Origin of the sequence: Kitasatospora sp. NPDC096147, assembly GCF_044763225.1 — a bacterium.
GTDB lineage: Bacteria > Actinomycetota > Actinomycetes > Streptomycetales > Streptomycetaceae > Kitasatospora.
The window spans coordinates 60,158-85,473 of sequence record NZ_JBIWFX010000014.1 but is presented as its reverse complement, the minus strand read 5'-3'; the positions used below and the strand labels follow the sequence as shown (position 1 = coordinate 85,473).

General features: G+C 73.1%; 26 protein-coding genes. 13 read left to right on the top strand and 13 right to left on the bottom strand.

The window, feature by feature from the left end:
* Positions 1–175: 175 nt before the first annotated feature.
* The 5 genes from ACIRBX_RS31605 to ACIRBX_RS31585 are packed head-to-tail and all read left to right on the top strand — an operon-like array spanning position 176 to position 5,961.
* Positions 176–1,528 carry an ABC transporter substrate-binding protein gene (locus tag ACIRBX_RS31605; RefSeq protein ID WP_402302271.1) on the top strand — a complete coding sequence of 451 codons (1,353 nt, stop codon included), beginning with the start codon at positions 176–178 and terminating at the stop codon, positions 1,526–1,528.
* Positions 1,525–2,376 (top strand): carbohydrate ABC transporter permease, encoded by an 852-nt coding sequence (locus ACIRBX_RS31600; RefSeq protein WP_402302268.1) that lies wholly within the window; start codon positions 1,525–1,527, stop codon positions 2,374–2,376. The genes ACIRBX_RS31605 and ACIRBX_RS31600 overlap by 4 nt, the downstream gene beginning before the upstream one ends.
* Entirely contained in the window at positions 2,373–3,209 is an 837-nt protein-coding gene (locus tag ACIRBX_RS31595) for a carbohydrate ABC transporter permease (RefSeq protein WP_402302267.1), read from the top strand. The genes ACIRBX_RS31600 and ACIRBX_RS31595 overlap by 4 nt, the downstream gene beginning before the upstream one ends.
* Complete coding sequence (locus ACIRBX_RS31590; RefSeq protein ID WP_402302264.1) at positions 3,206–4,969, top strand: glycoside hydrolase family 36 protein; 1,764 nt, start codon at positions 3,206–3,208, stop codon at positions 4,967–4,969. Before ACIRBX_RS31595 ends, ACIRBX_RS31590 begins: the two co-directional genes overlap by 4 nt.
* The gene (locus tag ACIRBX_RS31585) at positions 4,966–5,961 is read left to right on the top strand and encodes a LacI family DNA-binding transcriptional regulator (protein WP_402302262.1); all 996 of its coding nucleotides are present in this window, start codon (positions 4,966–4,968) and stop codon (positions 5,959–5,961) included. The genes ACIRBX_RS31590 and ACIRBX_RS31585 overlap by 4 nt, the downstream gene beginning before the upstream one ends.
* A 149-nt stretch (positions 5,962–6,110) precedes the next feature.
* Here the strand turns inward: ACIRBX_RS31585 and otsB are convergent, their stop codons facing one another.
* Together otsB and ACIRBX_RS31575 are read right to left on the bottom strand one after the other, a co-directional pair.
* Entirely contained in the window at positions 6,111–6,923 is an 813-nt protein-coding gene (gene otsB / locus ACIRBX_RS31580; RefSeq protein ID WP_402302260.1) for a trehalose-phosphatase, read from the bottom strand.
* Between the two features lie 420 nt (positions 6,924–7,343).
* Positions 7,344–7,571, bottom strand: coding sequence for a DUF3263 domain-containing protein (locus tag ACIRBX_RS31575; RefSeq protein WP_402302257.1), 228 nt, complete (start codon positions 7,569–7,571; stop codon positions 7,344–7,346).
* Positions 7,572–7,667: 96 nt separating this feature from the next.
* On the opposite strand from ACIRBX_RS31575, the gene ACIRBX_RS31570 reads away from it, so the two are divergent.
* On the top strand, positions 7,668–8,027 hold the full coding sequence (locus tag ACIRBX_RS31570) for a cupin domain-containing protein (protein WP_402302254.1): 360 nt from the start codon (positions 7,668–7,670) through the stop codon (positions 8,025–8,027).
* Between the two features lie 7 nt (positions 8,028–8,034).
* On the opposite strand, the gene ACIRBX_RS31565 is transcribed toward ACIRBX_RS31570, so the two are convergent.
* Entirely contained in the window at positions 8,035–9,324 is a 1,290-nt protein-coding gene (locus tag ACIRBX_RS31565) for an extracellular solute-binding protein (protein ID WP_402302251.1), read from the bottom strand.
* 151 nt (positions 9,325–9,475) lie between these two features.
* Positions 9,476–10,258, bottom strand: coding sequence for a DeoR/GlpR family DNA-binding transcription regulator (locus ACIRBX_RS31560; protein ID WP_402302249.1), 783 nt, complete (start codon positions 10,256–10,258; stop codon positions 9,476–9,478).
* A gap of 172 nt (positions 10,259–10,430) precedes the next feature.
* Here ACIRBX_RS31560 and ACIRBX_RS31555 point away from each other — a divergent pair, with 172 nt between their 5' ends.
* The 4 genes from ACIRBX_RS31555 to ACIRBX_RS31540 all read left to right on the top strand — a co-directional run bounded on the left by ACIRBX_RS31555 (position 10,431) and on the right by ACIRBX_RS31540 (position 14,561).
* On the top strand, positions 10,431–11,336 hold the full coding sequence (locus ACIRBX_RS31555; protein WP_402302246.1) for an SIS domain-containing protein: 906 nt from the start codon (positions 10,431–10,433) through the stop codon (positions 11,334–11,336).
* Between the two features lie 169 nt (positions 11,337–11,505).
* A complete protein-coding gene (locus tag ACIRBX_RS31550) occupies positions 11,506–12,438 on the top strand; it encodes an ROK family protein (RefSeq protein ID WP_402302244.1) in 933 nt (310 codons plus the stop codon).
* Positions 12,435–13,607, top strand: a complete 1,173-nt coding sequence (gene nagA, locus ACIRBX_RS31545; protein WP_402302241.1) for an N-acetylglucosamine-6-phosphate deacetylase — start codon at positions 12,435–12,437, stop codon at positions 13,605–13,607. The genes ACIRBX_RS31550 and nagA overlap by 4 nt, the downstream gene beginning before the upstream one ends.
* A gap of 81 nt (positions 13,608–13,688) precedes the next feature.
* Positions 13,689–14,561, top strand: a complete 873-nt coding sequence (locus ACIRBX_RS31540) for a ketose-bisphosphate aldolase (protein WP_402302239.1) — start codon at positions 13,689–13,691, stop codon at positions 14,559–14,561.
* Here the strand turns inward: ACIRBX_RS31540 and ACIRBX_RS31535 are convergent.
* A complete protein-coding gene (locus tag ACIRBX_RS31535) occupies positions 14,530–15,438 on the bottom strand; it encodes a hypothetical protein (protein WP_402302236.1) in 909 nt (302 codons plus the stop codon). The two genes, ACIRBX_RS31540 and ACIRBX_RS31535, sit on opposite strands and share 32 nt — an antisense overlap.
* A 216-nt stretch (positions 15,439–15,654) precedes the next feature.
* Positions 15,655–17,475, bottom strand: a complete 1,821-nt coding sequence (locus tag ACIRBX_RS31530; protein ID WP_402302233.1) for a diguanylate cyclase domain-containing protein — start codon at positions 17,473–17,475, stop codon at positions 15,655–15,657.
* Between the two features lie 380 nt (positions 17,476–17,855).
* Between ACIRBX_RS31530 and ACIRBX_RS31525 the strand changes: the two genes are divergently transcribed.
* Complete coding sequence (locus tag ACIRBX_RS31525) at positions 17,856–18,383, top strand: flavin reductase family protein (protein WP_402302231.1); 528 nt, start codon at positions 17,856–17,858, stop codon at positions 18,381–18,383.
* 59 nt (positions 18,384–18,442) lie between these two features.
* On the opposite strand, the gene arfB is transcribed toward ACIRBX_RS31525, so the two are convergent.
* The gene (gene arfB / locus ACIRBX_RS31520) at positions 18,443–18,871 is read right to left on the bottom strand and encodes an alternative ribosome rescue aminoacyl-tRNA hydrolase ArfB (protein WP_402302229.1); all 429 of its coding nucleotides are present in this window, start codon (positions 18,869–18,871) and stop codon (positions 18,443–18,445) included.
* A 475-nt stretch (positions 18,872–19,346) separates the two neighbouring features.
* Here arfB and ACIRBX_RS31515 point away from each other — a divergent pair, with 475 nt between their 5' ends.
* Both ACIRBX_RS31515 and ACIRBX_RS31510 read left to right on the top strand, forming a co-directional pair.
* On the top strand, positions 19,347–19,835 hold the full coding sequence (locus ACIRBX_RS31515) for a hypothetical protein (RefSeq protein ID WP_402302227.1): 489 nt from the start codon (positions 19,347–19,349) through the stop codon (positions 19,833–19,835).
* A 103-nt stretch (positions 19,836–19,938) separates the two neighbouring features.
* Complete coding sequence (locus tag ACIRBX_RS31510; protein ID WP_402302224.1) at positions 19,939–20,514, top strand: TerD family protein; 576 nt, start codon at positions 19,939–19,941, stop codon at positions 20,512–20,514.
* Between the two features lie 69 nt (positions 20,515–20,583).
* On the opposite strand, the gene ACIRBX_RS31505 is transcribed toward ACIRBX_RS31510, so the two are convergent.
* The 6 genes from ACIRBX_RS31505 to folP form a co-directional block, all read right to left on the bottom strand.
* Positions 20,584–21,714 carry a hypothetical protein gene (locus tag ACIRBX_RS31505; protein ID WP_402302221.1) on the bottom strand — a complete coding sequence of 377 codons (1,131 nt, stop codon included), beginning with the start codon at positions 21,712–21,714 and terminating at the stop codon, positions 20,584–20,586.
* Between the two features lie 141 nt (positions 21,715–21,855).
* Complete coding sequence (locus ACIRBX_RS31500; RefSeq protein WP_402302219.1) at positions 21,856–22,344, bottom strand: DUF3180 domain-containing protein; 489 nt, start codon at positions 22,342–22,344, stop codon at positions 21,856–21,858.
* A 170-nt stretch (positions 22,345–22,514) separates the two neighbouring features.
* Positions 22,515–23,114, bottom strand: a complete 600-nt coding sequence (gene folK, locus ACIRBX_RS31495) for a 2-amino-4-hydroxy-6-hydroxymethyldihydropteridine diphosphokinase (protein ID WP_402302217.1) — start codon at positions 23,112–23,114, stop codon at positions 22,515–22,517.
* Positions 23,115–23,166: 52 nt separating this feature from the next.
* On the bottom strand, positions 23,167–23,526 hold the full coding sequence (folB, locus tag ACIRBX_RS31490; protein ID WP_402302445.1) for a dihydroneopterin aldolase: 360 nt from the start codon (positions 23,524–23,526) through the stop codon (positions 23,167–23,169).
* Positions 23,527–23,758: 232 nt separating this feature from the next.
* Positions 23,759–24,256, bottom strand: a complete 498-nt coding sequence (locus ACIRBX_RS31485; RefSeq protein ID WP_402302215.1) for a nuclear transport factor 2 family protein — start codon at positions 24,254–24,256, stop codon at positions 23,759–23,761.
* A gap of 26 nt (positions 24,257–24,282) precedes the next feature.
* Entirely contained in the window at positions 24,283–25,149 is an 867-nt protein-coding gene (folP, locus tag ACIRBX_RS31480; RefSeq protein ID WP_402302213.1) for a dihydropteroate synthase, read from the bottom strand.
* Positions 25,150–25,316 lie beyond the last annotated feature (167 nt).

Below are 25,316 nucleotides of genomic sequence, written 5' to 3'. Positions count from 1 at the left end.
CCTGTAGAGGGTGCAGCGAAGCTAACAGGCAGTCAGGTCGGTTTCAATGAGTTCGGGCAACGTTACCGAGTCGTATGCAAGATTCCGGAGAAAACTTTCATCGATGCATTGCAAGTCGAGCAGAACGGCTGTTAGCGTCCAGGCCCGGCAGCACCCCTCGAAAGGCAGGACGACCATGCAGATCGACCGACGCGGACTCCTCAGAATCGGCGGCGCCCTCACCGTGGGCGCCGGACTCACCGGTCTCACCACCGCGTGCTCGGGCACCGGCACCGACTCCGGTGCCAAGGGCGGCAGCACCGGCGATGCCAAGAAGGGCGAGATCTCGGTCTGGAGCTGGCAGGGCCCGGCCGCCCAGATGAAGGCGCTCCTGCCGGAGTTCAACAAGGCGTTCCCGGACATCAAGGTCACCGTCCAGGACATCGGCAACCCGGCCATCTGGGACAAGATCACCACCGGCATGGCGGCCGGCGGCGCCGGCCTGGCCGACGTCCTGCACATCGGCGTGGACTACCTGCCGAGCTACGTCGAGAAGTTCCCGAACGGCCTGGCCGACCTCGGCCCGCTCGGCGCCACCAAGCACCAGAACGCCTTCGCCCCGGGCCTGTGGGAGACCGTCGCCCCCAAGGGCCGGGTCAACGCCCTGCCGTGGGAGGCCAACTCGGGTGGCTTCTGGTACCGCGCCGACCTGTTCGAGCAGGCCGGGGTGGACGTCGAGGGGCTGCAGACCTGGGACGAGGTCATCGAGGCGGGCAAGAAGCTCAAGGAGAAGACCGGCAAGTTCCTGCTGGGCATCGACAAGCCCGCCTCGCAGGCCGACTCCGCCAACTTCTTCCAGCTGCTGCTCCAGCTCCAGGGCGCGTTCTACTTCAACATGGACGGCGCGATCACCCTGGACTCGCCGCAGGCGGTCACCGCGCTCACCATCATCAAGAAGATGAACGACGCGGGCCTGGTCGCCGACCTGTCCGGCGGCTGGAGCGCGCTGGAGAACTCCATCAAGGACGCCACCTCCGCGGTGCTGCCCTGGCCGACCTGGTTCGGCGGGATCATCGAGGGCCTGGTGCCGCAGGAGGCCGGCAAGTGGAAGGTCCGGCTCCCCCCGGCCGTCCGCCAGGGCGGGACCAACGCGGCCACTGTGAACTCCACCCACCTGGCCGTGGCCGGCTCCAGCAAGCAGCAGGCCGCCGCCTGGACCTTCATCGAGTTCGTGCTGACCCGCCCGGCCTCGCAGGTCGCCATCTACAAGGGCAAGGGCATCGCCCCGGCCCTGATGTCGGCCTACGACGACGCCGCGTTCCACACCGCTTCGCCGTTCTTCAGCGGCCAGAAGCAGGGTGAGATCTTCCTCAAGGCGCTGCAGACCCCGTCGCCGGCCACCAACTACTCGGCCGACTACGCCCGCGCGCTCAAGGTGGTGACGGACGCTCAGACCAAGGTCCTGCTCAAGGGTGCCGACCCGGCCGAGGTCCTGAAGCAGGCCGCCGACCAGCTCGCCCAGCAGACCGGGCGCAAGGTCGTTCGATGACCCCGGCGAGGCGGCGTGCGCTGCCGTACCTGTTCATCCTCCCGGCGCTGCTGTTGTTCGCGGCTTTCAAGCTCTACCCGATCGCCGCCTCGTTCCGGCTCAGCCTGTACCGCTCCACCGGAGGCACCGAGACCTTCGCCGGCCTGGACAACTACTCCAGGCTCCTCGACGACCCGCTGTTCTGGACCTCCCTGAGCAACAGCGCGGTCATCCTGGCGATCCAGGTGCCGCTCATGCTGACCCTCGCGACCGGCCTCGCAGTGGCGCTCAACTCGTCGCTGCTGCGGGCCCGGTCCGTGTTCCGGCTGGGCTTCTTCCTGCCGATGATCACCGGCCTGGTGGCCTACGGGATCATCTTCTCCGTGCTGCTCAACCAGCAGTACGGTCTGGTCAACTGGCTGATCGGGACCGACGTCCCGTGGCTGACCGACCCGCTCTGGGCGAAGATCTCGCTCGGGCTGGCGCTGACCTGGCACTACACCGGTTACAACGCGGTCATCCTGCTGGCCCGCCTGCAGTCCGTCCCCGCCGAGCTGTACGACGCGGCGGCGGTGGACGGGGCGGGCGCCTGGAAGGCGTTCCGGCACGTGACCCTGCCCGGCATCAAGCCGGCCCTGCTGCTGACCACGGTGCTCTCCACCATCGGCACGCTGCAGATCTTCGACGAGCCCTACGTCCTGACCGGCGGCGGGCCCGACAACGCGACCCTGACCATCGGCATGTACCTGTACCAGAACGCCTTCAAGTACTTCGACTTCGGCTACGCCTCGGCGATCGCGTACGCACTCGCGCTGATCATCGGTGCCCTCGGCCTCGTCCAGTTCAAGCTGCTGGGGGACAAGTCATGAGCACCCGCGTCAAGCACCGCACCGCCAAGTCGATCGGCCTGACCTGGTCGCTGGCCATCACCCTGGCCGCCGTCCTGGTGCCGTTCTACTGGCTGATCATCGCGGCCACCCACAGCTCCAAGGAGATCTTCACCTCCCCGCCGCCGCTGCTGCCCGGCGGACACCTCCTGGACAACCTCGACTCGCTCCAGGAGAAGGCCGACTTCGGCCGGGTGGTGGGCAACTCGCTCGGCATCGCGGTGGTCTACACGCTGCTCGCCGGCGTGATCTGCACGCTGGCCGGCTACGGCTTCGCCAAGTTCGAGTTCAAGGGCAAGGAGGCGCTGTTCGGCCTGCTGATGCTCGGCCTGGTGATCCCGTCCCAGGTCACCCTGGTGCCGCTGTTCCGCCTGATGGCCGAGCTGAGCTGGCTGGACACCTACCAGGCGGTCATCCTGCCCAACCTGGCACTGCCCTTCGGCATCTTCCTGATGCGCCAGTCGATGAGCACCCTGCCGAACGAACTGCTCGACTCCGGTCGGGTGGACGGCTGCGGCGAGATCCGGCTGTTCCTCCGGGTGGCGCTGCCCCCGATGCGGCCGGCCCTGGCCGCGCTGGCCATCTTCCTCTTCCTCTTCCAGTGGAACGAGTTCATCTGGCCGCTCACGGTGCTGCGCAGCGAGAGCGCGCTCACCATCCCGGTCGCGCTCGCCTCGCTCCAGGGCGTGGACGACACCGACTACGGCGCCATCCTGGCCGGCACCGCGATCGCCGCGCTGCCGATGGCGGCACTCTTCCTGGCACTCCAGAAGCACTTCGTCTCCGGACTCCTCGCAGGGGCGGTGAAGGAATGACCATCGATCAAGAGGCGGTTACCACCGCCGAGTTGGCTCCGGCCACCTTCGAGCCACTGCTCGACCAGGTCTCGATCGCGGTACCCGGCGGTCACTGGTCCAGCACCGAACTCCCCTCCGGAATCCGGATGGTGGCGGTCGACTCGACCGGCGGCGGCCCGGTCGAGGTCCGGCTCTCGGTGCCGCTCGGCGACGCCGCCGGGTACTGGCACCCGCAGGGCGGCTGGCGCCGCACCCTGACCGCCGACTGGGAGGGCAAGGCCTCGGTCTCGCTGGTGGACTCGCTCGCCACCGGCAGCCTGTACGACCACGCCGGCACCACCATGCTCACCTTCGCGGCGGCCGATCCGGTGCCCGAGGCGCGGCTGCGGTTCGGGGTCTCCGAGGAGACCGACGCCTTCGTGGTGCAGCTGCGGCTGCCCGCCGCCCCCGGCGGACACCGGCTGCTCTTCGTGCCGCGCTCGGCCTCGGTGGCCGACGCGATGCGCACCCTGCGCGAGTGGTACGCCGCCGGCATCGAGCCGATGCCGGTGCCGGACGGTGCCCGCACCCCGGTGTACTCCACCTGGTACGCCTTCAACCAGCAGGTGGACGCGGACTCCGTGACCGCCGAGGCCGCGCTGGCCACCACCCTGGGCTTCGGCGCGCTGATCCTGGACGACGGCTGGCAGCTCGGCGGCCACGGCCGCGGCTACGCCGGCTGCGGTGACTGGCTGCCCGACCCGGCCAAGTTCCCCGACCTGACCGCGCACGTCGCCGAGGTGCGCGGGCTGGGCCTGCACTACCTGCTCTGGGTCGCCCCGCTGCTGGTCGGCCCGGACTCGGACGCCCACCGCAGGTGGCAGCCCACCGTCCGGGCCGGGGTGCCCGGCGCGTACGTGCTGGACCCGCGGCTGCCCGAGGTCCGGGCGCACGTGGTCGAGCTCTGCGTCCGGCTGGTCCGCGAGCACGGACTCGACGGCCTCAAGCTGGACTTCCTGGACGAGGCGATGGTGCACGCCGGCGACGGCGGCTCCGACGTCGGCCTGGCGATGACCGAGCTGCTGGCCGCCGTCCGCGACGCGCTGGAGAAGGTCCGCCCCGGCCTGCTGCTGGAGCTGCGCCAGCCGTACACCGGCCCCGGCATGGCCCCGTACGGGAACCTGCTGCGGTCCTTCGACTGCCCGGCGGACTCCACCGCCAACCGGGTGCGCACCATCGACACCGCCTTCCTGGCGATCGGCGGCGCGGTCCACTCGGACATGCTGCTCTGGCATCCCGAGGCCCCCGCGCACAGCGTGGCCCGGCAGCTGATCGGCGCCCTGCACTCCGTGCCGCAGGTCTCGGTGAAGCTCACCGCCGTCCCCGAGGAGCACCGGGCCGCGATCGCCTTCTGGCTCGGCCAGTGGACCCGGCTGCGCTCCGTGCTGCTGGACGGCGTGGTGGAGCCCGGCCGTCCGGACGAGCTCTACCCCGTGGTCCGGGCCGACCTGGACGGTGCCGGTCTCATCAGCGTGCACGCCGAGCAGGTGGTGCCGGTGGACCTGACTTGGCGTCAGGAGCTGGTGCTGGTGAACGGTTCGGCCGCCGACCGGATCGTGCTGGACGTGACCGGTCCGGGTGGTGAGACCGAGCTGACCGCCTACGGACCGTCCGGCCGTATCATCGAGCGCAGGCTGCTGGGCCTGACGCCCGGCCTGCACGCGCTGCCGGTGCCGAAGTCCGGACTTGCCGTGCTCAGTGGTCCGGTGGGGGCCACCGAGGTGGAAGGGGCGGAATGAAGGTCGGCATCACCGAGCTCGCAGCTCGCGCAGGGGTCAGCGAGGCGACCGTCAGCCGGGTGATCAACCGGCGGCAGGGCGTCGCCAAGAAGACCCGGGACGCGGTCGAGCGGGCGATGTCCGAGCTGGGCTACGAGCGTTCCACCCCGGGCCAGTTGGTCGCCGTGGTGACGGAGCGGGTGTCCAACCCGTTCTTCGCCGACGTGGCCGAGCGGATCGAGTCCGCACTCGCGCCGCACGGTCTCAAGATGGTGCTCTGCCCCGCCTTCCCCGGCGGGGTGCAGGAGCGCGAGTTCGTCTCCTCGCTGGTCGACCGGGGCATCGCCGCGGTGGTCTTCCTCTCCGCCAGCAACACGGTGGAGGGCGCGGACCTGGAGACCTACGAGCTGCTCCGCGACCGGCGGGTGCCCTACCTGGGCATCAACGGCGAGTTCGCCGACGGGCATCCGGCGCCGGTGTTCTCCACCGACGACACGCTCGCCGCCGAACTCGCGGTGGACCACCTGTACCGGCTCGGCCACCGCCGGATCGGCATGGCCTCCGGCCCGGCCGGCAACCACCCGGCCGACCGCCGGGTGGAGGGCTTCCTGGCCGCCATGGAGCGGCGCGGGCTGACCGACGCCGCGGACTGGGTGTTCCGCCAGTCGTACACCGTGGAGGGCGGCCAGGCGGCTGCCGCCACGCTGCTCAAGCAGGGGGCCACCGCGATCGTGGCGGCCAGCGACTTCATGGCCCTCGGAGCGATCCGGGGCCTGCGGCGGCACGGCCTGTCCGTCCCCGAGGACGTCTCGGTAGTCGGCTACGACGGCACCATCATCACCGAGTTCACCGACCCGCCGCTCACCACCGTGCGGCAGCCCGCCGACCGGCTGGCGCTGGAGGTCGGCCGGAGCGTGCTCGCCCTGGTGGCCGGACGCCCGGTCCCGACCGGGGAACTGCTCTTCGACCCCGAGCTGGTGATCCGCTCCACCACGGCCGCACCGCCGGCCTGAAGCCCCCTCACCGGTCCTGAGCCGGTGGGGCACCGAACGCCCGTGTCCCACCCCGTCCGCCGGCGGGGGTGGTGACACGGGCGCTCGGCGTGGGCGGTGCGGCGACGCCGGTGCGCGGCCGTCGATGCGGGGCCGTCAGCGCGGGGCCGTCACCGCAGGGCGGCGGCCAGCTCGGTCAGCAGCTCCGCGACACCGGTCGGGCCCGGCACCAACAGGTCGGCCCGGTCGGCGAGTTCGGCCACCTGGCGCTCCCCCGTCACGGCCGAGCTGCAGACCAGCACGGCCGGGCCGCCGTCCTTCCGGCGGCGCTCCAGCGCCGCGTACGCCGGCAGGTCACCGAGGTCGTCCCCCGCGTACAGCACCGCCGCCCCCGGCCGCCCCGCGAGGTACTCCGTCAGCGCTCCGCCCTTGTCCACCCCCGGCGGGCGCAGCTCCAGCACGTACCGGCCCGGCTCCACCATCAGCCCGTGCCGGTCGGCCAGTTCGGTGAGCGGGCCACGGAGCCCGTCCAGCAGCGCCTGCGGGTCGGCCGTCCGCCGGGTGTGCACCGCGAGCGCCCGGCCCTTGTCCTCCACCCAGGCCCCCGACTCCCCCAGCACGGCGGGCAGTTCGGCCCGGACGGCGGCCACCCCCGGCGGCGGCTCCGGCGCCGTCAGCACCCCGCCCTCCCAGCGCTCCGCCCCGTACTGCCCCAGCACGGTCAGGCCGAGCCTCTCGAACCCGCCGTACTCCACCGCCACCGCCGCCGGACGCCCCGTCACCACCACCACGCCGCCCACCAACGGCAGCAGCGCCCGCAGCGCCGCCACCGCGGCCGGCTCGGCCCGCGCGGCGGCCGGATCGGCCACGATCGGTGCCAACGTCCCGTCGAAGTCCAGGGCGACCACCGCACTCCGCGGCTGCGCCAACAGGGCCGCCAATCCGGCCCGCCCGACATCCGTACTCGGCTCTGGGATACCCATGCAGTGACCCTAACCGCGCGGAGCCCGGCTCACACGGGGGCACAACGGACCGACGCGGGGCCCGGCCGGGCAAGCGCTCAGGGCCGCACCGAACACGCAAGGCCCGGAAGGGCAAGCGCTCAGGGGCGCGAGGAACTGCGCGAGTACGGAAGGCGGCCCACCGGCAACTGACCCGCCGTCAGCCAGTTGCACGTGCTGCCGTTCCCCCGCGCGCAGTTCCTCGCGCCCCTGGGTCGCTGCAACTGAACCTCGCGCCCCGGCCAACCCGACTCGACCCCTGCGCCCCTGGTCACTGCAACTGAACCTCGCGCCTCGGCTCACCCGACTCGACCCCCCGCGCCCCTGGGTCGCTGCAACTGGACCTCGCGCCTCGGCTCACCCGACTCGACCCCCGCGCGCCTCGGCTCATCCGCAGTCCCGTCAGCGCTCCGCGCGTTTGGCCTCCCGGACCCGCCGGAGCCGGTTGACCAGGACCGGGTCGGCCGCCAAGGCCTCCTCGCGGTCGAGCAGGGCGTTGAGCAGCTGGTGGTAGCGGGTGGCCGAGAGGTCGAGCTCCTCCCGGACGGCGCGTTCCTTGGCGCCGGCCGTGCGCCAGCCGCGCGCCTCCAGGGCGAGCACCGCGCGTTCGCGGTCGGTCAGGTCGGGCATCCGGGCCACCTCCACTTACGGGGTGTCATTCTGCCCGGCCAGGCCGACACAGTCTGCTCCCCCGGCCGCCGCGCCGCCCGGGTTAGCGTCGGGAGCATGGACCTCAGCTTCGCTCTCAGCATCCCCGACGCCGACCTCGAACCCGACCCGCTGGACCCGGCCCAGATCGTCTCCGGCACCCCCGAGGTGACCGGCCTGCTGCTCCGCGAGTCGGCCGACGGCCGTCAGCTGCGCGGCATCTGGCAGATCACCCCGGGCGTGGTGACCGACACCGAGGCGGAGGAGATGTTCGTGGTGGTGAGCGGCCGGGCCACCGTCGTGGTGGAGGGCGGCCCGACCCTGGAGCTGGCCCCGGGCACGGTCGGCTTCCTGCGCGAGGGCGACCGCACCACCTGGACGGTGCACGAGACGCTGCGCAAGGCGTACGCCATCGACCTCGGCCCGGCCGGGGCCTGACGCCGGCTCAGCCGCCGCTGGTGCGGCGGCTCTGCTCGGCGGCCTCCACGGCGGCGCCCTGGAGCGCGGACAGGGCGCCCTGGCCGTCGTTCTTCACGGCGCCGCCGAGCTGCTTCTTGAGCAGCCCGCTGACCCGGTCCCAGGAGGTCTCGCCGTAGGGGTAGAACCGGGCGGTGGTGAGCGCGTCCAGGAACGGCTTGATGTTGTGCCCCGAGCCGGCCATCTCCTCCCGCGCGTCCTGCGTCACCGGCAGGAGGTTGTACATCGACGCGAACTTGATGACGTTCTCCTTCTGGTAGACGTGGGTGAGGAACTTCTTGATCTCGGCCCGGTGGCCGTTCGCCTTGAAGGCCATCATCCAGTCGGCCACGCCCATCGACGGCGGCTTGCCCTGGGCGTCCTTGCGCAGCAGCGGGGCGGTGCCGTACGGGATGCCGGCCTTGTCCGCGTTGAGGGCCAGCTGCGGGTGGCCGTTGAGCATGGCCACCTTGCCGGCCGCGAACTCCTCGAAGGCGGCGGCCCGGCTCACCGTGCCCGGGTCCTTGTAGGTCAGGCCGGGGGTGACCAGCGAGGTGCGCAGCCAGTCGAAGGTCTTCTGGTTGGCGTCGCTGTTGATGCTGTAGGTGCCGGTGTCGTCGGCGAAGCCGCCACCACCGCCGGTGGCCCAGATCAGACCCTCGGCCTGGGCCTCCTCGGGACCGAGCGGCAGGGCGTACGGGGTGACCCCGGGCACCTTCTCCTTGATCTTCTTGGCTGCCTTGGCCATCTCGTCCCAGGTGGCCGGCGGGGTGGTGATGCCGGCCTTCTCGAAGATCGCCTTGTTGTAGACGAAGAGCCGGGAGGAGGTGGTGAACGGGATGCCGTACTGGCTGCCGAGCACCTGCCCGGCCTGGGCGATCGAGGCCAGCATGTTGGCCTGGGTCTCGATGGTCAGCACGTCCCCGGCGGGGTAGAGCCGGCCGGCCGCGACGTGGTCGGCGTAGCCGCCGGTCTGCACCAGGTCGGGGGACTTGTTGTTCTTGATCAGCTCGGCCACCCGGGTGTCGATGTCGGTCCAGGAGACCACCTCGACCTCGACCTTGATGCCGGGGTTGGCCGCCTCGAAGCTCTTGGCCAGCTCCTGCCAGTACGGCTCGGTGCTGGTGGCCCGGTTGGTGCCGTAGTCCGGCGCGACCAGCTTCAGCGTGACGTCACCCTCCTTCCCCAGTCCGAGCGCCCCGCAGCCGCTGAGCAGCAGCGCGGCGGTGACGGCGATGGCCGTCGAGGGGAGGAACGACTTCCGGGCGGCGCTGGACAACAGGGGACCAACCTTCGGGCGGAGACGGAGCGTCGCACACCTTCTCAGCGAAGACCCTTAGTGGTCCAGACCTGTACATACGGTAGTTACCGAACCTCCGCTGACGTTGCATCAGGCGCAACGTTCTAACGCCCCAGGGGCCTTCGTACCGTCAGACGGCGATGACCCGGACCCCAGCCTCGGTGAACGCGGCGGTCAGCTCCGGGGTGATCCCGGCATCGGTGACCAGCACCGAGATCCGCTCCGGAGCGCAGATCCGGGCGAAGGCGCGGTGGCCGAGCTTGGTGGAGTCGGCCGCCACCACCACCCGGCGGGCCCGCTCGGCGAGCAGCCGGTTGACGCTCGCCTCGCCCTCGTTGTGCGCGGTGGCACCGTACTCGGCGTCCAGCGCGTCCACGCCCAGGACCGTGACGTCCAAGGCGAGTTCGCTGAGCACCAGGGTGGCCAGCGGGCCGATCAGCTCGTAGGACTGCGGCCGGGCCACCCCGCCGGTCAGCACGATCTTCACCTGCGGACGGACCGTCAGTTCGTTGGCGATGTTCACCGCGTTGGTCACGATGGTGAGCGCCTGGCCGGCCCCGCCGTCCGGCTCCGGCCGGACCGCCAGGGCCCGGGCGACCTCGGTGGTGGTGGTGCCGCCGTTCAGCCCGACCACCTCGCCCGGGGCGATCAACTCGGCCACCGCGGCGCCGATCCGCTGCTTGGCGTCGGCGTTGCGCGCGGTCTTGTAGCGCAGCGGCAGGTCATAACTGACGTTGTGCGCCACCGCTCCGCCCCGGGTCCGGGTGACCATCTGCTGACGGGCCAGCTGATCCAGGTCGCGGCGGATGGTGGCGGCCGAGACCTCAAGTGCCTCGGCGGCCTCCTCGACCTCCAACTTGCCCTGCTCGTTGAGCAGTTCCAGCAGTGCGTTCCACCGCTCGTACCTGGACACCCCTGGTCTCGCCCTCTTCCGCGACGCCCGCCCCGGAGGCTTCCGGAGGCGGCTGGCCCAGCTTCCCACAGTGTTCTCTCACGCGTGCGCTCTTGCGCAATCCTGCGCGAAACATCTATAAATCAATCAGCTTCACGCATCCACCCCTGGATTCTCCGGAGAGGCCGTACCCATGTCATCCCTGACCGCCCAGGAACTGGCCACCCAGCCCGCCAACTGGCGGCAGGCCGCCGCCCTGGCCGCCGCCGCCTCGCCCGCCCTGCCGCAGCGCGGCGAGCGGGTCGCGGTGGTCGGCTGCGGCACCTCCTGGTTCATGGCGCAGGCCTACGCGGTGCTGCGCGAGAGCGGCGGGCACGGCGAGACCGACGCGCTGGCCGCCTCCGAGTTCCCGGCCGGGCGCCGCTACGACCGGATCGTGGCGATCACCCGCTCGGGCACCACCACCGAGGTGATCGAGCTGCTCGACCGCCTGAAGACCCCCTCCACCGTGCTCACCGGCACCCCGGGCAGCCCGGTGCTGGAGGTGGCGGACCAGCACGTGATGCTGGAGTTCGCCGACGAGCACTCGGTGGTGCAGACCCGCTTCGCCACCACCGCCCTGGCCCTGCTCCGGGCCCACCTGGAGCTGGAGGAGGCGCTGCCGGCCGGCGTGGCCACGGTGGCCAGGGCCGCCGAGGACGCCGAGCGGGCCCTCGCCTGGGAGGTGCCGGCCGCCCTGGCCGCCGCCGAGCAGGTCAGCTTCCTCGGCCGGGGCTGGACCTACGGGCTGGCCCAGGAGGCCGGCCTGAAGATGCGCGAGGCGGCCGGCGCCTGGACGGAGTCCTACCCGGCGATGGAGTACCGGCACGGCCCGATCGCGATCGCCGCGCCGGGCCGGGCGGTCTGGGCCTTCGGCGGCCTGCCGGAGGGCCTGCCCGAGCAGATCGCCGCCACCGGCGCCGAGCTGCTGGACGAGCCCGGCCTGGACCCGATGGCGGACCTGGTGCGGGCCCAGCGGCTCGCGGTGGTGACCGCCGAGGCGCGCGGTCTGAACCCTGACGAGCCGCGCGCGCTGACCCGCTCCATCATCCTGGTCTGATCCTGTTTCGTTCCCCAACTCCCTTGCGCACAATAGGAAAGAAGGTTGCCAAAGCTCGCACAAAGGGCCTTAAGACACCCTTAAAGGCGACAAACCTCACCACTATGGACCAGACCAATCGCGCCAGTGGACTAGACCTCTCCGGCTCGCTCAAGGGAAACTGTCCCCCGTGAAGCACGTCATCGCACTCGATGTAGGCGGAACCGGCATGAAAGCCGCGTTGCTCGCCCAGGACGGCTCCGTGCTGTTCGAAGCACGCCGACCGACCGGGCGGGAGCACGGCACGGACGCCGTGGTCACCGCCATCCTCGAATTCGCCGCCGACCTGGCGGACGAGGGGCGCCGCCGCTACGGCACCGGCCCGCTCGCCGCCGGTGTGGCGGTGCCGGGGACGATCGACGAGAAGAACGGGATAGCGGTCTTCTCCGCCAACCTCGGCTGGCGCGACCTGCCGATGCGCAAGCTGCTCGGCGAGCGCCTCGGCGGCCTGCCGGTCGCGCTCGGCCACGACGTCCGCTCCGGCGGGCTGGCCGAGGGCCGGATCGGTGCCGGGCAGGGCGTGGACCGCTTCCTGTTCATCGCGCTGGGCACCGGCATCGCCGGGGCGATCGGCATCCACGGTGCGATCGAGGCGGGCGCGCACGGCTACGGCGGCGAGATCGGCCACGTGGTGGTCCGCCCCGGCGGCCCGCAGTGCGGCTGCGGTGCCAAGGGCTGCCTGGAGACGCTGGCCTCGGCCGGCGCGGTCTCCCGGGCCTGGGCCGAGGCCACCGGTGACCCGGAGGCGGATGCGGCGGCCTGTGCCGCCGCGGTCGACGCCGGGGACCCGCGCGCGCTGGCGGTGTGGCGGACCGCGGTCGACGCCCTCGCGGACGGGATCGTGCTGGCGCAGAGCCTGCTCGACCCCTCCACGGTGATCGTCGGCGGCGGGCTGGCCGAAGCCGGTGACACGCTCTTCACACCATTGCGCGCAGCGGTGTCCGAGCGGCTGACCTTCCAGATGCCCCCGAAGGTCGTACCCGCCATGCTCAAAGACACCGCCGCATCCCTGGGCGCGGGCCTGCTCGCCTGGGATCTGCTCTCCATGGAGGTGACCGCGTGAGCGCGGACCGAACTGCACTTGCCGGAGCCCGACTGGTCCTGCCGGGCGGTGTGATCGAGCACGGGCGGCTGTCCGTCGAGGGCTCGCGGATCGCCGGCCTCGGCGGCGAGACCGAGCCGGGCGACGTGGACCTCACCGGGTACACCGTCGTGCCGGGCTTCGTCGACCTGCACGTGCACGGCGGTGGCGGCGGCTCGTACGCCTCGGGGATCGCCGAGGAGGCGCTCACCGTGGCCCGCACCCACCTGGTCCACGGCACCACCACCACGATGGCCTCCACCGTCACCGGGGAGATCGACGAGCTCTGCCACCAGGCCGCCGTGCTCTCCGAGCTGGTCGAGGACGGCGTGCTGGCGGGCGTGCACTTCGAGGGCCCGTTCATCTCGCACAACCGCTGCGGCGCGCACCGCCCCGACCTGCTCCGCGACCCGGACCCGGCGGTGGTGCGCAAGCTGGTGGACGCCGCCCGCGGCACCGCCCGGATGGTCACCCTGGCGCCCGAGCTGGACGGCGGCCTGGAGTCGGTCCGGATGCTGGCCGACCTCGGCGTGATCGCGGCCGTCGGCCACACCGACTCGGACTACTCCAAGACCCTGGAGGCGATCGAGGCCGGCGCCACCGTCGCCACCCACCTGTTCAACGCGATGCCGGGCATCCAGCACCGCGCCCCGGGCCCGATCGTGGCCCTGCTCGAGGACGAGCGGGTCACCGTCGAGCTGATCAACGACGGCGTGCACCTGCACCCCTCGGTGCTCGACCTGGCCTACGGCACCGCCGGTGCCGAGCGGGTCGCGCTGATCACCGACGCGATGGGCGCGGCCGGCATGGGCGACGGCCTCTACCCGCTCGGTCCGCTCCAGGTCCGGGTGGAGAGCGGGGTCGCCCGGCTGGTCGAGGGCGGCTCGATCGCCGGCTCCACCCTCACCCTGGACGTCGCCTTCCAGCGCTCCGTCACCGTCAACGGCCTGACGCTCAACCAGGCCGTCACCTCCCTGTCCACCGTCCCGGCCCGGCTGCTCGGCCTGGACGACACCATCGGCTCCCTGGAGGCCGGAAAGAACGCCGACCTGGTCGTGCTCGACTCCGACACGTACGACCTCGTCGCGGTGATGCGCCGCGGCGAGTGGATCGTCGGCGCGGACCGCTTCAGCAAGGCCCACGCGGCCTGAGGCTGGGCCACCTTCCTGTCCCACCAGGAGGTGAGCAGCGGATCTGCGTCCCGCTGCTCACCTTCGTCCTGGGGGACACCCATGCCCGTTGCCCGTACCTCCGACCTGCTCGCCGCCGCCCTCGCCGACGGCCGGGGCCTGCCCGCCTTCAACGTGATCACCCTGGAGCACGCCGAGGCCATCGCGGCCGGCGCCGAACTGGCCGGCTGCCCGGTGATCCTGCAGGTCAGCCAGAACGCCACCGCCTACCACGGCCACCGCCTGCTGCCGCTGGCCCGGGCCTGTGCCGAGGTGGCCGCCGCCGCCTCGGTGCCGGTCTCGCTGCACCTGGACCACGTGGAGGACTTCGACCTGCTGCGCGCCTCGGCCGCGGCCGGCTTCAGCTCCGCGATGTTCGACGCCTCCGCCCTGCCGTACGCGGAGAACGTCAAGGCCACCGCCGAGGCCGCCGCCTGGGCGCACCGGCACGGCCTGCACCTGGAGGCCGAGCTCGGCAAGGTCGGCGGCAAGGACGGCGAGCCGCCGCTCTCCCCGCACGCCCCCGGCGCCCGGACCGATCCGGCCGAGGCCGCCGCCTACGTGGCCGACACCGGGGTGGACGCGCTGGCCGTGGCGGTCGGCAGCTCGCACGCGATGACCACCCGGACGGCCGCCCTCGACCACGGGCTGATCCGCCGGCTGGCCGCCGCCGTGCCCGTCCCGCTGGTGCTGCACGGCAGCTCGGGCGTCCCGGACGAGGAGCTGGCGGCGGGGGTGGCGGCCGGTCTGGTCAAGGTCAACATCGGCACCGCGCTGAACACCGCCTTCACCCGGGTGGTCCGGCAGCGGCTCGACGGGGACGGGGCCATGACCGACCCGCGCAAGTACCTGGGGCCGGCCCGGAGCGCGATGGCCGAGACCGTCGCGCACCTGGCCGGGGTGGTCACCAGCCCGGGGACCCGGACTGGTCGGTGATCGCCACCTGGTCGAACAGGATGGCGGCGGCCGAGGCCGCGCCGGACTCGATCGTTATGGTGTGCTCGCCCGCGCTCGGGATCTCGGCGCTTATCCAGGACGAGAACCACGCCTGCTCCGGCTGCAGACCGCCCTTGTAGTTCTTCAGGTTGATCGGGGTGTAGGTGGGCTTGCCGTCCACCTTCACCACCGCCTGGGCGTCGGCACCGGTGTTGTTGAAGCGGATGTGCACCTTGAAGGTGCCGGCCTGAGGGGCCGTCACCTTCCAGCTCGCCAGCGCGCCGGGGCCGAGGCCCGTGACGTAGCCGCCCTTGGCCTTGGCCCCGCCCACCCCGGTGGCGGTGGTCGCGCCGCCGGAGAGCTCCAGGCCGGTGAAGTCGGCCACGTTGGTGCCGTTCACCAGCACGGTGCCGGAGGCGCTGGGCGAGGGCGAGGGGGACGGGCTCGCGGAGGCGGCGGCGGAGCTCGCGGTGCTCGGCCCGCCGGTCGCGGCCGATGTCCCGCCCTTGCCGGCGTCCCCCCTGGAGAGCGCCACCCCCGCGCCGATCGCGATCGCCGCGACCACCGCGACGGCGCCGATCACCACGGCCTTGCTCCGTCCGGGCGGCGGCTGCTCGCCCGGCTGCGGGCGGGAGTGCTCGGCGTACCGGGCCTGCTGCTGCGGGAACGGCTGAGTGGGCTGGGCGGCCTGGTGCTGGTAGGCCTGTGGGGGCTGCGGCGCCGGGTACTGGGCCCGGCCGACCTCGACCGGGCGGGAGTACCCGGGCTCCCGGGGCTGCTCGGCCGGGGTCTCACCGGCTGCGGGCCGGTAGAGGTAGGCGAAGGGATCCTCCGCCGTCCGGTCCTCGGAGGTCCCGTCACTTCCGGCCGTCGTCACGGTGGCCAACTCCCCATCGCAGCACACCGCACGGCCGCCGAACGCCGTACGGCCGGGTGAACGCTCGTACTCGGGAAACCCTACCCAACCGGTACGACCCTGCGGAAAGCCGTCCACCTCCCCGCACACGGTCGGGCGAACGGGTGGAGAAACGGTGCGCCTGACCTCCCGTCAGCCTCTACCGCCGGCGCTGTGCGCCGTCCGGGTGCGCTGCGGTCACCCCGCGCGCCGGTGCGAACGCTCGCCCCGCGCGCCCCTGGCCCCGCCACCCCGGGCCCGCTTCTCGTCGTACATCCGCTCGTCCGCGATGTGCAGCACCTCCTCGATGGACATGCCGCACCCGGCCCAGCCGATGCCCAGGCTGACGCCGACCTTGGTGGTGCGGTTGTCGATCCGCATCGGCGGGAGGATCGCGTTCCGCAGCCGTCCGGCCAGGTCCTTGGCCTCCTCGCGGCCGATCCCGTCGGCCAGCACCACGAACTCGTCGCCGCCGAGCCGGGCCACCGTGTCGCCCTCCCGGACCACCTGCTGGAGCCGCCGGGCCACCTCGATCAGCACCCCGTCGCCCACCTTGTGGCCGTGCCGGTCGTTGATCAGCTTGAAGCCGTCCAGGTCGCAGAAGAGCACCGCCAGGCCCTTCTCCGCCCCGGGCCCGCGCGGCCCCGAGCCCCAGAGCTCACCGCCGCCGCCCGGCGGCTCGGCCGGGATCACCGTGTGCACGTGGTCCGGATCCGCCCCGACCTGGTCCCGCAGCCGGCCGAACGCCTCCCGGTCCAGCCCGTACGCCTCCCGGTCGAGGCCCCTGGCGGGGCCGTCAGCGGCCCCGTGGCCGTAGGGCAGGGCGACCGGGCCGCCCGCCACCTCGAAGCCGCCGTACGCCGCCACCTGACCGGCGTACGCGGGCACGCCGTCCAGCAGCTCGGGCTCCGCCCCGTGCGCCCGGGCGGCCGGGTCCAGCGGACAGATCCGGCGGCCCAGCCGGGCCCGCAGCTCGGCACCGTTCGGCAGCCCGGTGAGCGCGTCGTGGCTGGCCCGGTGGGCGAGCTGGAACTCGTGCCGCTTGCGCTCCTCGATGTCCTCCACGTGCGTCAGCAGGAAGCTCGGGCCCTCGGCCGCGTCCGCCACCACCGAATTGCGCAGGCAGACCCACTGGTAGCCGCCGTCCCGCCGGGACAGCCGCAGCTCGGCCCGCCCGCCCTCGGCGCTGGTGCGCTGCAGCAGCTCCAGGTCGTCGGGGTGCACCAGATCGGCGAAGCGCTGCTGACGGAGCGTCGCCCGGGGCCGGCCGAGCAGCCGGCAGAGCGCGTCGTTCACCCTGGTCAGCTGGCCCATCGCGGCGCCGTGCAGCTCGGTGATGGCCATCCCGCTGGGCGCGTACTCGAAGGCCTGCCGGAAGCTCTCCTCGCTGGCCCGCAGCGCCTGCTGCTCCTTCTCCAGCCGGGCCAGCGCGCGCTGCATCTCGGCCCGCAGCCGGGCGTTGCCGATCGCGATGGACGCCTGGAGCGAGAACATCTCCAGCGCCTCCCGGGTCCACGCCCCGGGCCGCTTGCCGCTGCGCGGGCGGTCCACCGAGAGCACGCCCAGCAGGTCTCCCCCGGCGCTGTACATCGGGGCCAGCAGCACGTCCTGCGGGTGCCAGTCGTTGACGTACACCGGCAGCGGGCCGTCCCCGGTCCAGCTCGGGATGTCGGTGCCGATCGCCCAGCCCCGGTCGTACGGCAGGAAGCGCAGGGTGCCCCAGTGGTCGCTGACGCTCAGCATCCGCTCCCAGGACTCCCGGGAACCGACCTGGCCGAGCAGCACCGCCGGGCCGCCGAAGGCACTCTCCTCCAGCTCCCAGACCGCCGCCACCACCAGGTCACCGTCCGGCCGCACCAGGCTGACCGCCGCCGCGTCGAAGCCGAGCCCGTGCACCGCGCCCTCGACCACGGCCTGGAGCGTCCCCGCCAGGCTGCGGGCAGCGTTGAGGTCCGCCACGACCCGGTGCAAGGTGCGGAGGGTCGCGAGGCGGACGTACGGCTCCGACTCGGCTTCCATGCGGGGGCTCCCCGGCTGCTTCGGATAGGTCTTGATGGTTATCGTCCGATTGCCAGAAGAACTGAATCACAGGGAGCACAACGTTCGGCACGCTCGGTCAACAATAGGTCACCACTTGTGACCCAAATCACACTGCGTGCGCGCACGAAACCCCAGCTCACAGGCCCTGACGGGGACGATCCCGGACATTCCTGACCATTGGGTGGTCGGCCGTTCCCCGCTCCCGCTGAAGCCCGCTGCCCGCCGGGAGGACGCGCCCCTCACTCCTGCGAGTGAGCCCCTGCGCCACCCGTGACCGCCCGGTTCAGCCCAACGGCCCAGCAGGTCCTAAGACCACTGCCCGATGCCGCCCGCCCGGTCGGCCGACTACCGTGCGGTACGTGCAGACGTCCCCGCAGACCACCACCGCCCCGGCCGCCACCCCCGACGAGTTCCGGGCCGCGCTCGGCCAGCTCGCCGCCGGCGTGACCCTGGTCACCGCCCTCGACCCCGAGGACGACGAGCCCGCCGGCATGACGGCCACCTCGTTCCTCTCGGTCTCGCTGGAGCCACCGCTGGTCCTGGTCTCGGTCCGGACCGACTCCCGGATGGACGAGCTGCTGGCCCGCACCGACCACTGGGCGGTCTCCCTGCTCGGCGAGTCCCACCGCACCACCGCCTCGCGCTTCGCCATGAAGGGCCGGCTCAGCGACCGCCTGCTCTTCGCCGACACCCCGCACCACCGGGGCCCGCACTCCGGCGCCCCGCTGATCGACGGCGCCCTGGCCACCGTGGAGTGCCGCACCGTCCAGCGCGTCGAAGCCGGCGACCACACCCTCCTGATCGGCCACGTCCTCGCCGCCACCCTGCCCGCACCGGGCGCGGCCCCCCTGCTCTACCACCGCGGCGGCTACCGCCAGCTGGGCTGAGCGCGGAAGCGCGAAGGCGCGGAAGCGCGAAGGCGCGGGGTTGAGGATGTGACGGCCGGTCAGTAGTCCGGGCGGCTGCGGCCCTGCTTGAGCTGGGCCCGGTGGCGCTTGTTCTCCAGGCGCCGTTCGATCATCCCGCGGGTCGGCTTGGTCTTGCGCCGGGCCTTCGGCGGCGGCGCGGTCGCCTCGCCGAGCAGCGCGGCCAGCCGGGCCACCGCCATCTCGCGGTTGCGCAGCTGCGACCGGTGCTCGGAGGCCCGGACCACCAGGAACCGGCCGTCCACCAGCCGTCCCGCCAGGCGCTCCAAGGCGCGCTCCTTCCAGACCGGAGGGAGGGCGTCCGAGGCCGCCAGGTCGTAGCGGAGCTCGACCTGGGTGTCGGAGGTGTTGACGTGCTGGCCACCGGGGCCGGAGGAACGGGAGAAACGCCACTGGAGCTCGGCGTCGGGTACGACCACCGATCCCCGGACGCGCAAGGGCTCGGGCATGCCGCCATCATCCCGCCCCGCCGCCCGGCGGTCACCCGGTTAAACCGGACGGACCGACGCGACGCCCGGACGGGCAGGCGCTCGGCAGCCTCCACACGGCACCAGCGATCAGGGGCGCAGGCCCTGCCGGTGTGCAGCTCCGCCGCGCGGGCGCGAGAGGACGGACAGCCCACCCGACAACTGACCCACCGTCAGCCGGTCGCACGTACCGCCGTACCCCGCGCGCACACGGCGGAGCCGCACAGCAGCAGATCCCGCCCCCGGGCACCACCAGACTGCGCACCTCGCGGGGCCCTGCAGCAGCGAGCCCGTCCCCACACCCCCGGCACCACCAGACTGCGCACCTCGCGCGGCCCTGCAACAGCGAGCCCGTCCCCACACCCCCGGCACCACCAGACTGCGCACCTCGCGCGGCCCTGCAACAGCGAGCCCGTCCCCGCACCCCCGGCCCGGGCCGCTGGGGGAGAATGGCCGCGTGATCGAGCTCGGGTACTCCCTGTCCAACCGCTTCCCCGACCCGCCGCAGACGGACTACCGCACCGCCCCCGTCCGGGCCCTGCGGCACGACCTGTTCTGCGGCGACGTCTACCTGGACGCGGACGGCGCCGAGTTCTCCACCGACTGGCACTGGGTACCGGTGCTGGACTTCGCCTGGGCGCTCTGCGACACCGTCGAGGAGCTGGACCGGGACCCGCGCGGCAGCCGCGCCGCCACCGTCCAGACCTACGACCTGGACTTCACCCAGAACACCGAGCTGCTCCGCTTCGCCCGCCGCTTCGGCCTGGTCGAGGTGAGCGCCACCTGGCTGCCGGACGAGCCGCCGGCGGTGGTGCGGCACGAGGACCTGCGACGGGAGGCGCGGGACTTCCTCCAGGACGTGCTGGCCGACCTGTTCGACCTGCACGAGGGGCTCGCCGACAACCCGAACATCTGGACCGTCCAGGGCCGCTTCCCCAGGATCTGACCCCTCGTCGGGCCGCGCCGTGAGATATTCGCCGCGCGGCCGGAACCACCAGCCCCGCCGCCCGCGTTCTCAGGGACAGAAGCGACGAAGGGACACCGTAACCATGCCAGTCAGCCTCTCCAAGGGCGGCAACGTCTCGCTGACCAAGGAGGCCCCGGGCCTCACCGCGGTCACCGTGGGCCTCGGGTGGGACGTGCGCACCACCACGGGTGCCGAGTTCGACCTGGACGCCAGCGCCATCGTGCTGAACGCGGACGGCAAGGTGCTCTCCAACGGGCACTTCGTCTTCTTCAACAACACCAAGTCGCCCGACGGCACCGTCGAGCACACCGGTGACAACCGCAGCGGCGAGGGCGCGGGCGACGACGAGGCGATCAACGTCAACCTGGCGGCTCTGCCCGCCGAGGCCGCGAAGATCACCTTCCCGGTGTCGATCTACGACGCCGACAACCGCAAGCAGAGCTTCGGCCAGGTCCGGAACGCCTACATCCGGGTGCTGAACGCGGCCGGCGGCGCCGAGATCGCCCGCTACGACCTCTCCGAGGACGCGGCCACCGAGACCGCCATGATCTTCGGCGAGCTCTACCGCAACGGCGCCGAGTGGAAGTTCCGCGCCATCGGCCAGGGCTACGCCTCCGGCCTGGCCGGCATCGCCCAGGACTTCGGCGTCCAGATCTGACGCACCGTCCGCAGCCACGACGAAGGGGCGCCCCCACCGGGGGGGCGCCCCTTCGTCGTACGGACCGCGTCACCGCTCCTGGCTGAACTCCGCCCGGAGCGCGGCCACCGAGATCGCCTCGGTGTCGTCGTGCGGGGTCAGGTCGACCACCTCGGGTCGCCGGTGGGCATCCGTCGGCTCCTCCGGGGCGGCCGTCAGCGGCTCCTCCACCACCGGCTGCGGGGCCGCGTAGCGGGCGCTCTCGGCCACCGCCTCGTCGCCCACCACGTCCGCCAGGTCCACCAGCTCCGGCCCGGCCGCCGCGACGGCCGCCGGAACGGCCGGGGCGATAGGGGCGACCGGGGCCTTGGCCGCCAGCTCGGTCACGCTGCCCACCGAGGGTGCCGGGGCGGCGGCCCGGACGGCGGCACCGGCCGCACCGGGACGGCCGAAGAAGCTGAAGTTCTGCCGGGCCGCCGGACGCGGGCGCTGCCGCACCACCGGGGCCGCACCCTCGGACGCCGCCCCCGGCGCGGTCAGCACCGGACGCTCGGGCACCGCGCCCAGCTGACGGACCGTCGCCTGCACCGGCTTCGCGGCCGGCGCCGGCGCGTCGGCGGCGGGCAGGGCCGGCGGACGCTTCGCGGCGGCGGCCCGCTCGGCGGCGGCCCGGCGCTCCTCGGCCCGGACGGCCTCCCGCTCCAGCTGCCGCAGCACCGAGGCGGCGCGGACGTACGCGGCCGGCGAGGCGGGGTACTTGGGACGGGCGGCGGCCAGCGCGCGCTGGTGCGCCTCGGCCTCCTTGAGGGCCTGCTCGGCCACCATCACGGCACGCTCACGGAGCAGCCGGGCGATCTCGGTCTCGGCCTTGGCCAGCCGGGACTTCTCCGCGGTCAGCCGGCGGCCGAAGCGGGTGGCCCGCTCCTCGGCCACCTCGGCGGCGTACTCGGCCTCGGCGAGCTGCTCCTCGAAGCGCTCCTCGGCCCGCAGCCGCCGGGTGGCGGCCAGCTCGGCGGCCAGCCGGGCCGCGCGGTCGCGCTGGCGCAGCAGCAGGGTGACCCCCACGGTGGCGAGCACGGCGGCGACACCGAGCGAACGGATCGTCAGGGTGTCCCCACTGGCCACCAGGGAGGCCAGTGCGGCCAGGACGAGTACACCGGCTGCGGCCGGCGGGCCGATGCGGCCGAGGAGCGAGGAGTGACGGTGGCGTCCGCGAGACATGCCAAAGAAACTAGCGTGCGAATCAGGGCGCTGTCAGCCTGGCCCCCCATTCCGCGCTTGACAGGCCGTCACCGGCACGACCGGTGACGAGCCACTGACGGGCCGTCAGTGTGGGAACGGCTCCGTACCCGCACGAACCGTTCAGCGCGCCGAGGGCGCCGGCCCGGCCGGGCCGTCGTGGTCCTCGGGGAGCTTGCAGACGTGCTGGAGCCAGAGCGCCGCCGCCACCACCCCCGCCGCCGCCAGCACGGCCAGCCCGGCGGTGATCGCCTGGGAGGACCGGGCCGGGTCATCGAGCTGGCCGAGCAGGTGGATCCCGGTGCCCGCGTAGACGCCGGCCACCACCGCCGAGACCAGCGCGCTGGCCTGGCCGAGCACCACCGCCCGGGCGGCGCCCAGCGGGTCGACGCCGCGCGCCCCGGCCTGCCGCTCACGGGCCGCCTTCAGCCGCGAGCGCAGCGAGAGCGCGGTGGCCAGCAGCACCACCGCGACCGCCGCCAGCACGATCGGCGCGGCGGCGGGCACCCCGGGCAGGTGCCCGAGCGAGTCCCACAGCCGGGCACCCGCCCAGGCCAGCGCGGTGGCCACGGCGGCGATCAGCAGCAGCAGACGGAGGCGGAGCGGCTTCACACGGGTCCTTCCAGCGGGAGATGACGCCCAGTCAAGCAGAGACCGACCGGACAGCAGGCCAACGTGCGCACCCACCCGCCCGGTTCCGGCGGCCCGCCTCCCGGGCCGGTCCGGCACCACGGCGGCCGGAGAGCGGGGGCCGGACGGCGGCGAATGCGCCCCGGTGCCCGCTACTCGGGCAGGCGCAGCTGGATGTCGTCCCGCCGCTGGACCTCCTGGCCGGGCTCCTCGGCGACCGTCTTCAGCAGGTCGGCCACCCGGCCGTGGCCGGGCAGCTCGGCGTCCGGGTCGGCGTCCTGCCACGGAGCCAGCACGAAGGCCCGCTCGTGCGCCCTCGGGTGCGGCAGCAGCAGCACCGGGTCCTCGCTGGTGACGCCCTCGTAGGCGAGCACGTCCACGTCCAGGGTGCGCGGGCCCCAGCGGACCTCGCGGACCCGGCCGAAGGCGTCCTCGACCGCGTTGGCCCGCTCCAGCAGGGAGCTCGGCGGCAGCGTGGTCTTGAGCAGCACCACCGCGTTGAAGTACGAGGGCTGCTCCTCCGGGCCGCCGAGCGCGGCGGTCTCGTAGACCGCCGAGACGGCGCAGACCTTCAGCCCGGGGGTGTCGGCCAGCGCGTCCACCGCGCCCTGCAGGGTCTCCAGCCGGTTGCCGAGGTTGCTGCCCAGGGCGAGCGCGGCGCGGCGCGGGTCGTGCAGGGTGGACTCGGCGGTGTCGACCCTCTGCTCCAGGTCGAACGTGGTCGGCGAGGCGGTCGGGTCGCTGGTGCTCATCGGTATCCCTCTACAGGTTCGGTCTGGACGGCGGCGGGCCGCACCGCGAAGGTCATCCGCGGCGCCGGTGGATGGTGATCGTGACGTCGTCGAACGGCACCGTGATCGGGGCGTCGGGCTTGTGCACCGTCACCTCGACCTCCTCCACCGCCTCGTGCTTCAGGCACTGGTCGGCGATCCGCTGGGCCAGCGTCTCGATCAGGTCGACCGGCTCGCCGGCGATGATCGCGGTGACCTCCTCGGCCACCACGCCGTAGTGCGCGGTGCGGGTCAGGTCGTCGCCGGAGGCCGCGGGGCGGGTGTCCAGGTACATCACCAGGTCGACCACGAAGGTCTGGCCCTCGATCCGCTCCCGCTCGAAGACACCGTGGTGGCCACGGGCACGCAGGCCCCGCAGAGTGACGCGGTCCAGCAACTCACTTCTCCCATGTGGACAGGCCCCGCACGCGGCGGGGCACCGGGCCGCCCGGCCCGCGATTGTCGAATCTACCCGCGGACGACGGCGAACCCCGACCGTCCTACCCGGCACCGCGCGGCGCCACGCACGCCGGAACGGCCATTGACGTGAACAGTCGGTGCACGTTCCGCAACAACGCCACGGCCCGGCGGATTCCCGCCGGGCCGACGCTCCCCGCGTCCGGACCTCAGTCCTCGTCCTCGTCGTCCCCGCTGGTCAGCACCGGCGAGCCGTGGTGCGACCAGAGCTTCCAGCCGTCCGGGGTCCGGCGGAACAGGTTGGTGGACACCACCTTGCCACCGACCAGCGGACCCAGCTCGCCCTCCTCCTCGGCCTCGCCGCCGGAGAGGATGTTCTCGGTGCAGGTGAGCAGCGCGGTGTCGCCCTGCACCTCGCACTCCACGTCGGTCAGGAAGAACTGGATGTACTCCGTGTTCGCCATGATCAGCATGTAGGAGCGGGTCACCTGGGCCCGGCCGCGCAGCACCGGCCACCCGGGGTGCACGCAGACCGCCCCGTGCTTGTCGTCCGCGTCCTGGGGGCCGAGCCAGGCGTTCTCCACGGCCTCCAGGTCGCCGTTCTCCAGGGCCTCGTAGAGCGCCTGGTTGGCCGCCAGCACCGCCAGCCGGTCCAGCTCGGCCTCCGCCTCGGCCCGGTCCCCGACCGACCTTCCGTCACCCGCCATGGTCACTCCCGCCCTTCGCCAAACCGCTACCCCCGGATAGGTCCCCGTGCGGCCGCCCGCTGCCAGGCCGCCACCACCCTCACCGCGTCGGCCGTCCCGGCCACGTCGTGCACCCGGACCGCCCACGCCCCGGCCCGGGCCGAGAGCACCGAGACCGCCGCCGTGGCGTCGTCCCGCTCCCTGGCCGGGCGCAGCTCGCCCGTTTCCGGGTTGGCGAGCAGCGTACCCAGGAACCGCTTGCGTGAAGCCGCCACCAGCACCGGGCGGCCCAGCCCGGTGAGCGCCTCCAGCCGGCCGAGCAGCGCCCAGTTGTGCTCCGGGGTCTTGGCGAAGCCCAGCCCCGGGTCCAGCACCAGCTGCTCCTCCTTGACCCCGGCGGCGGTCAGCGCGGTCACCCGCTCGGTCAGCTCGGCCACCACGTCCGTCACCACGTCGTCGTAGACCGCCAGCGCGTCCATGTCGGCCGACTGCCCGCGCCAGTGCATCACCACGAACGGCGCCCCGGTCGCGGCCACCACCCCCGCCATCTCCGGGTCGGCCAGGCCGCCCGAGACGTCGTTCACCAGCCGCGCCCCGGCCGCCACCGCCCGCTCCGCGACGGCCGCCCGCATGGTGTCCACCGACACCGCCACCCCGGCCGCCGCCAGCTCCTCGACCACCGGGATCACCCGGCGCAGCTCCTCCGCCTCGGTGACCCGCTGCGCCCCCGGCCGGGTCGACTCCCCGCCGACGTCCACCAGGTCCGCCCCGCGCGCGGCCAGCGCCAGCCCGTGCGCGACGGCCTTCGCCGGGTCCAGCCACAGCCCCCCGTCGGAGAACGAGTCCGGCGTGACGTTGACCACTCCCATCACGGCGCAGCGGTCGAGGTCGGGCAGGCCGGGCAGCTTGTTCATGGCCCCATTATCGGCGGACCGGGGCAGTGCCTCCGGGGGCGCGGGGCTCCGCCGGTGTGCGGCTCCGCCGCGGGGCGCGCGTACGACAGGCGGCCCACCGGCCACCGACCCACCGTCAGCCGGTCGCAGGTGCTGCCTTCCCACCTCGTGCGCACCCGGCGGAGCCC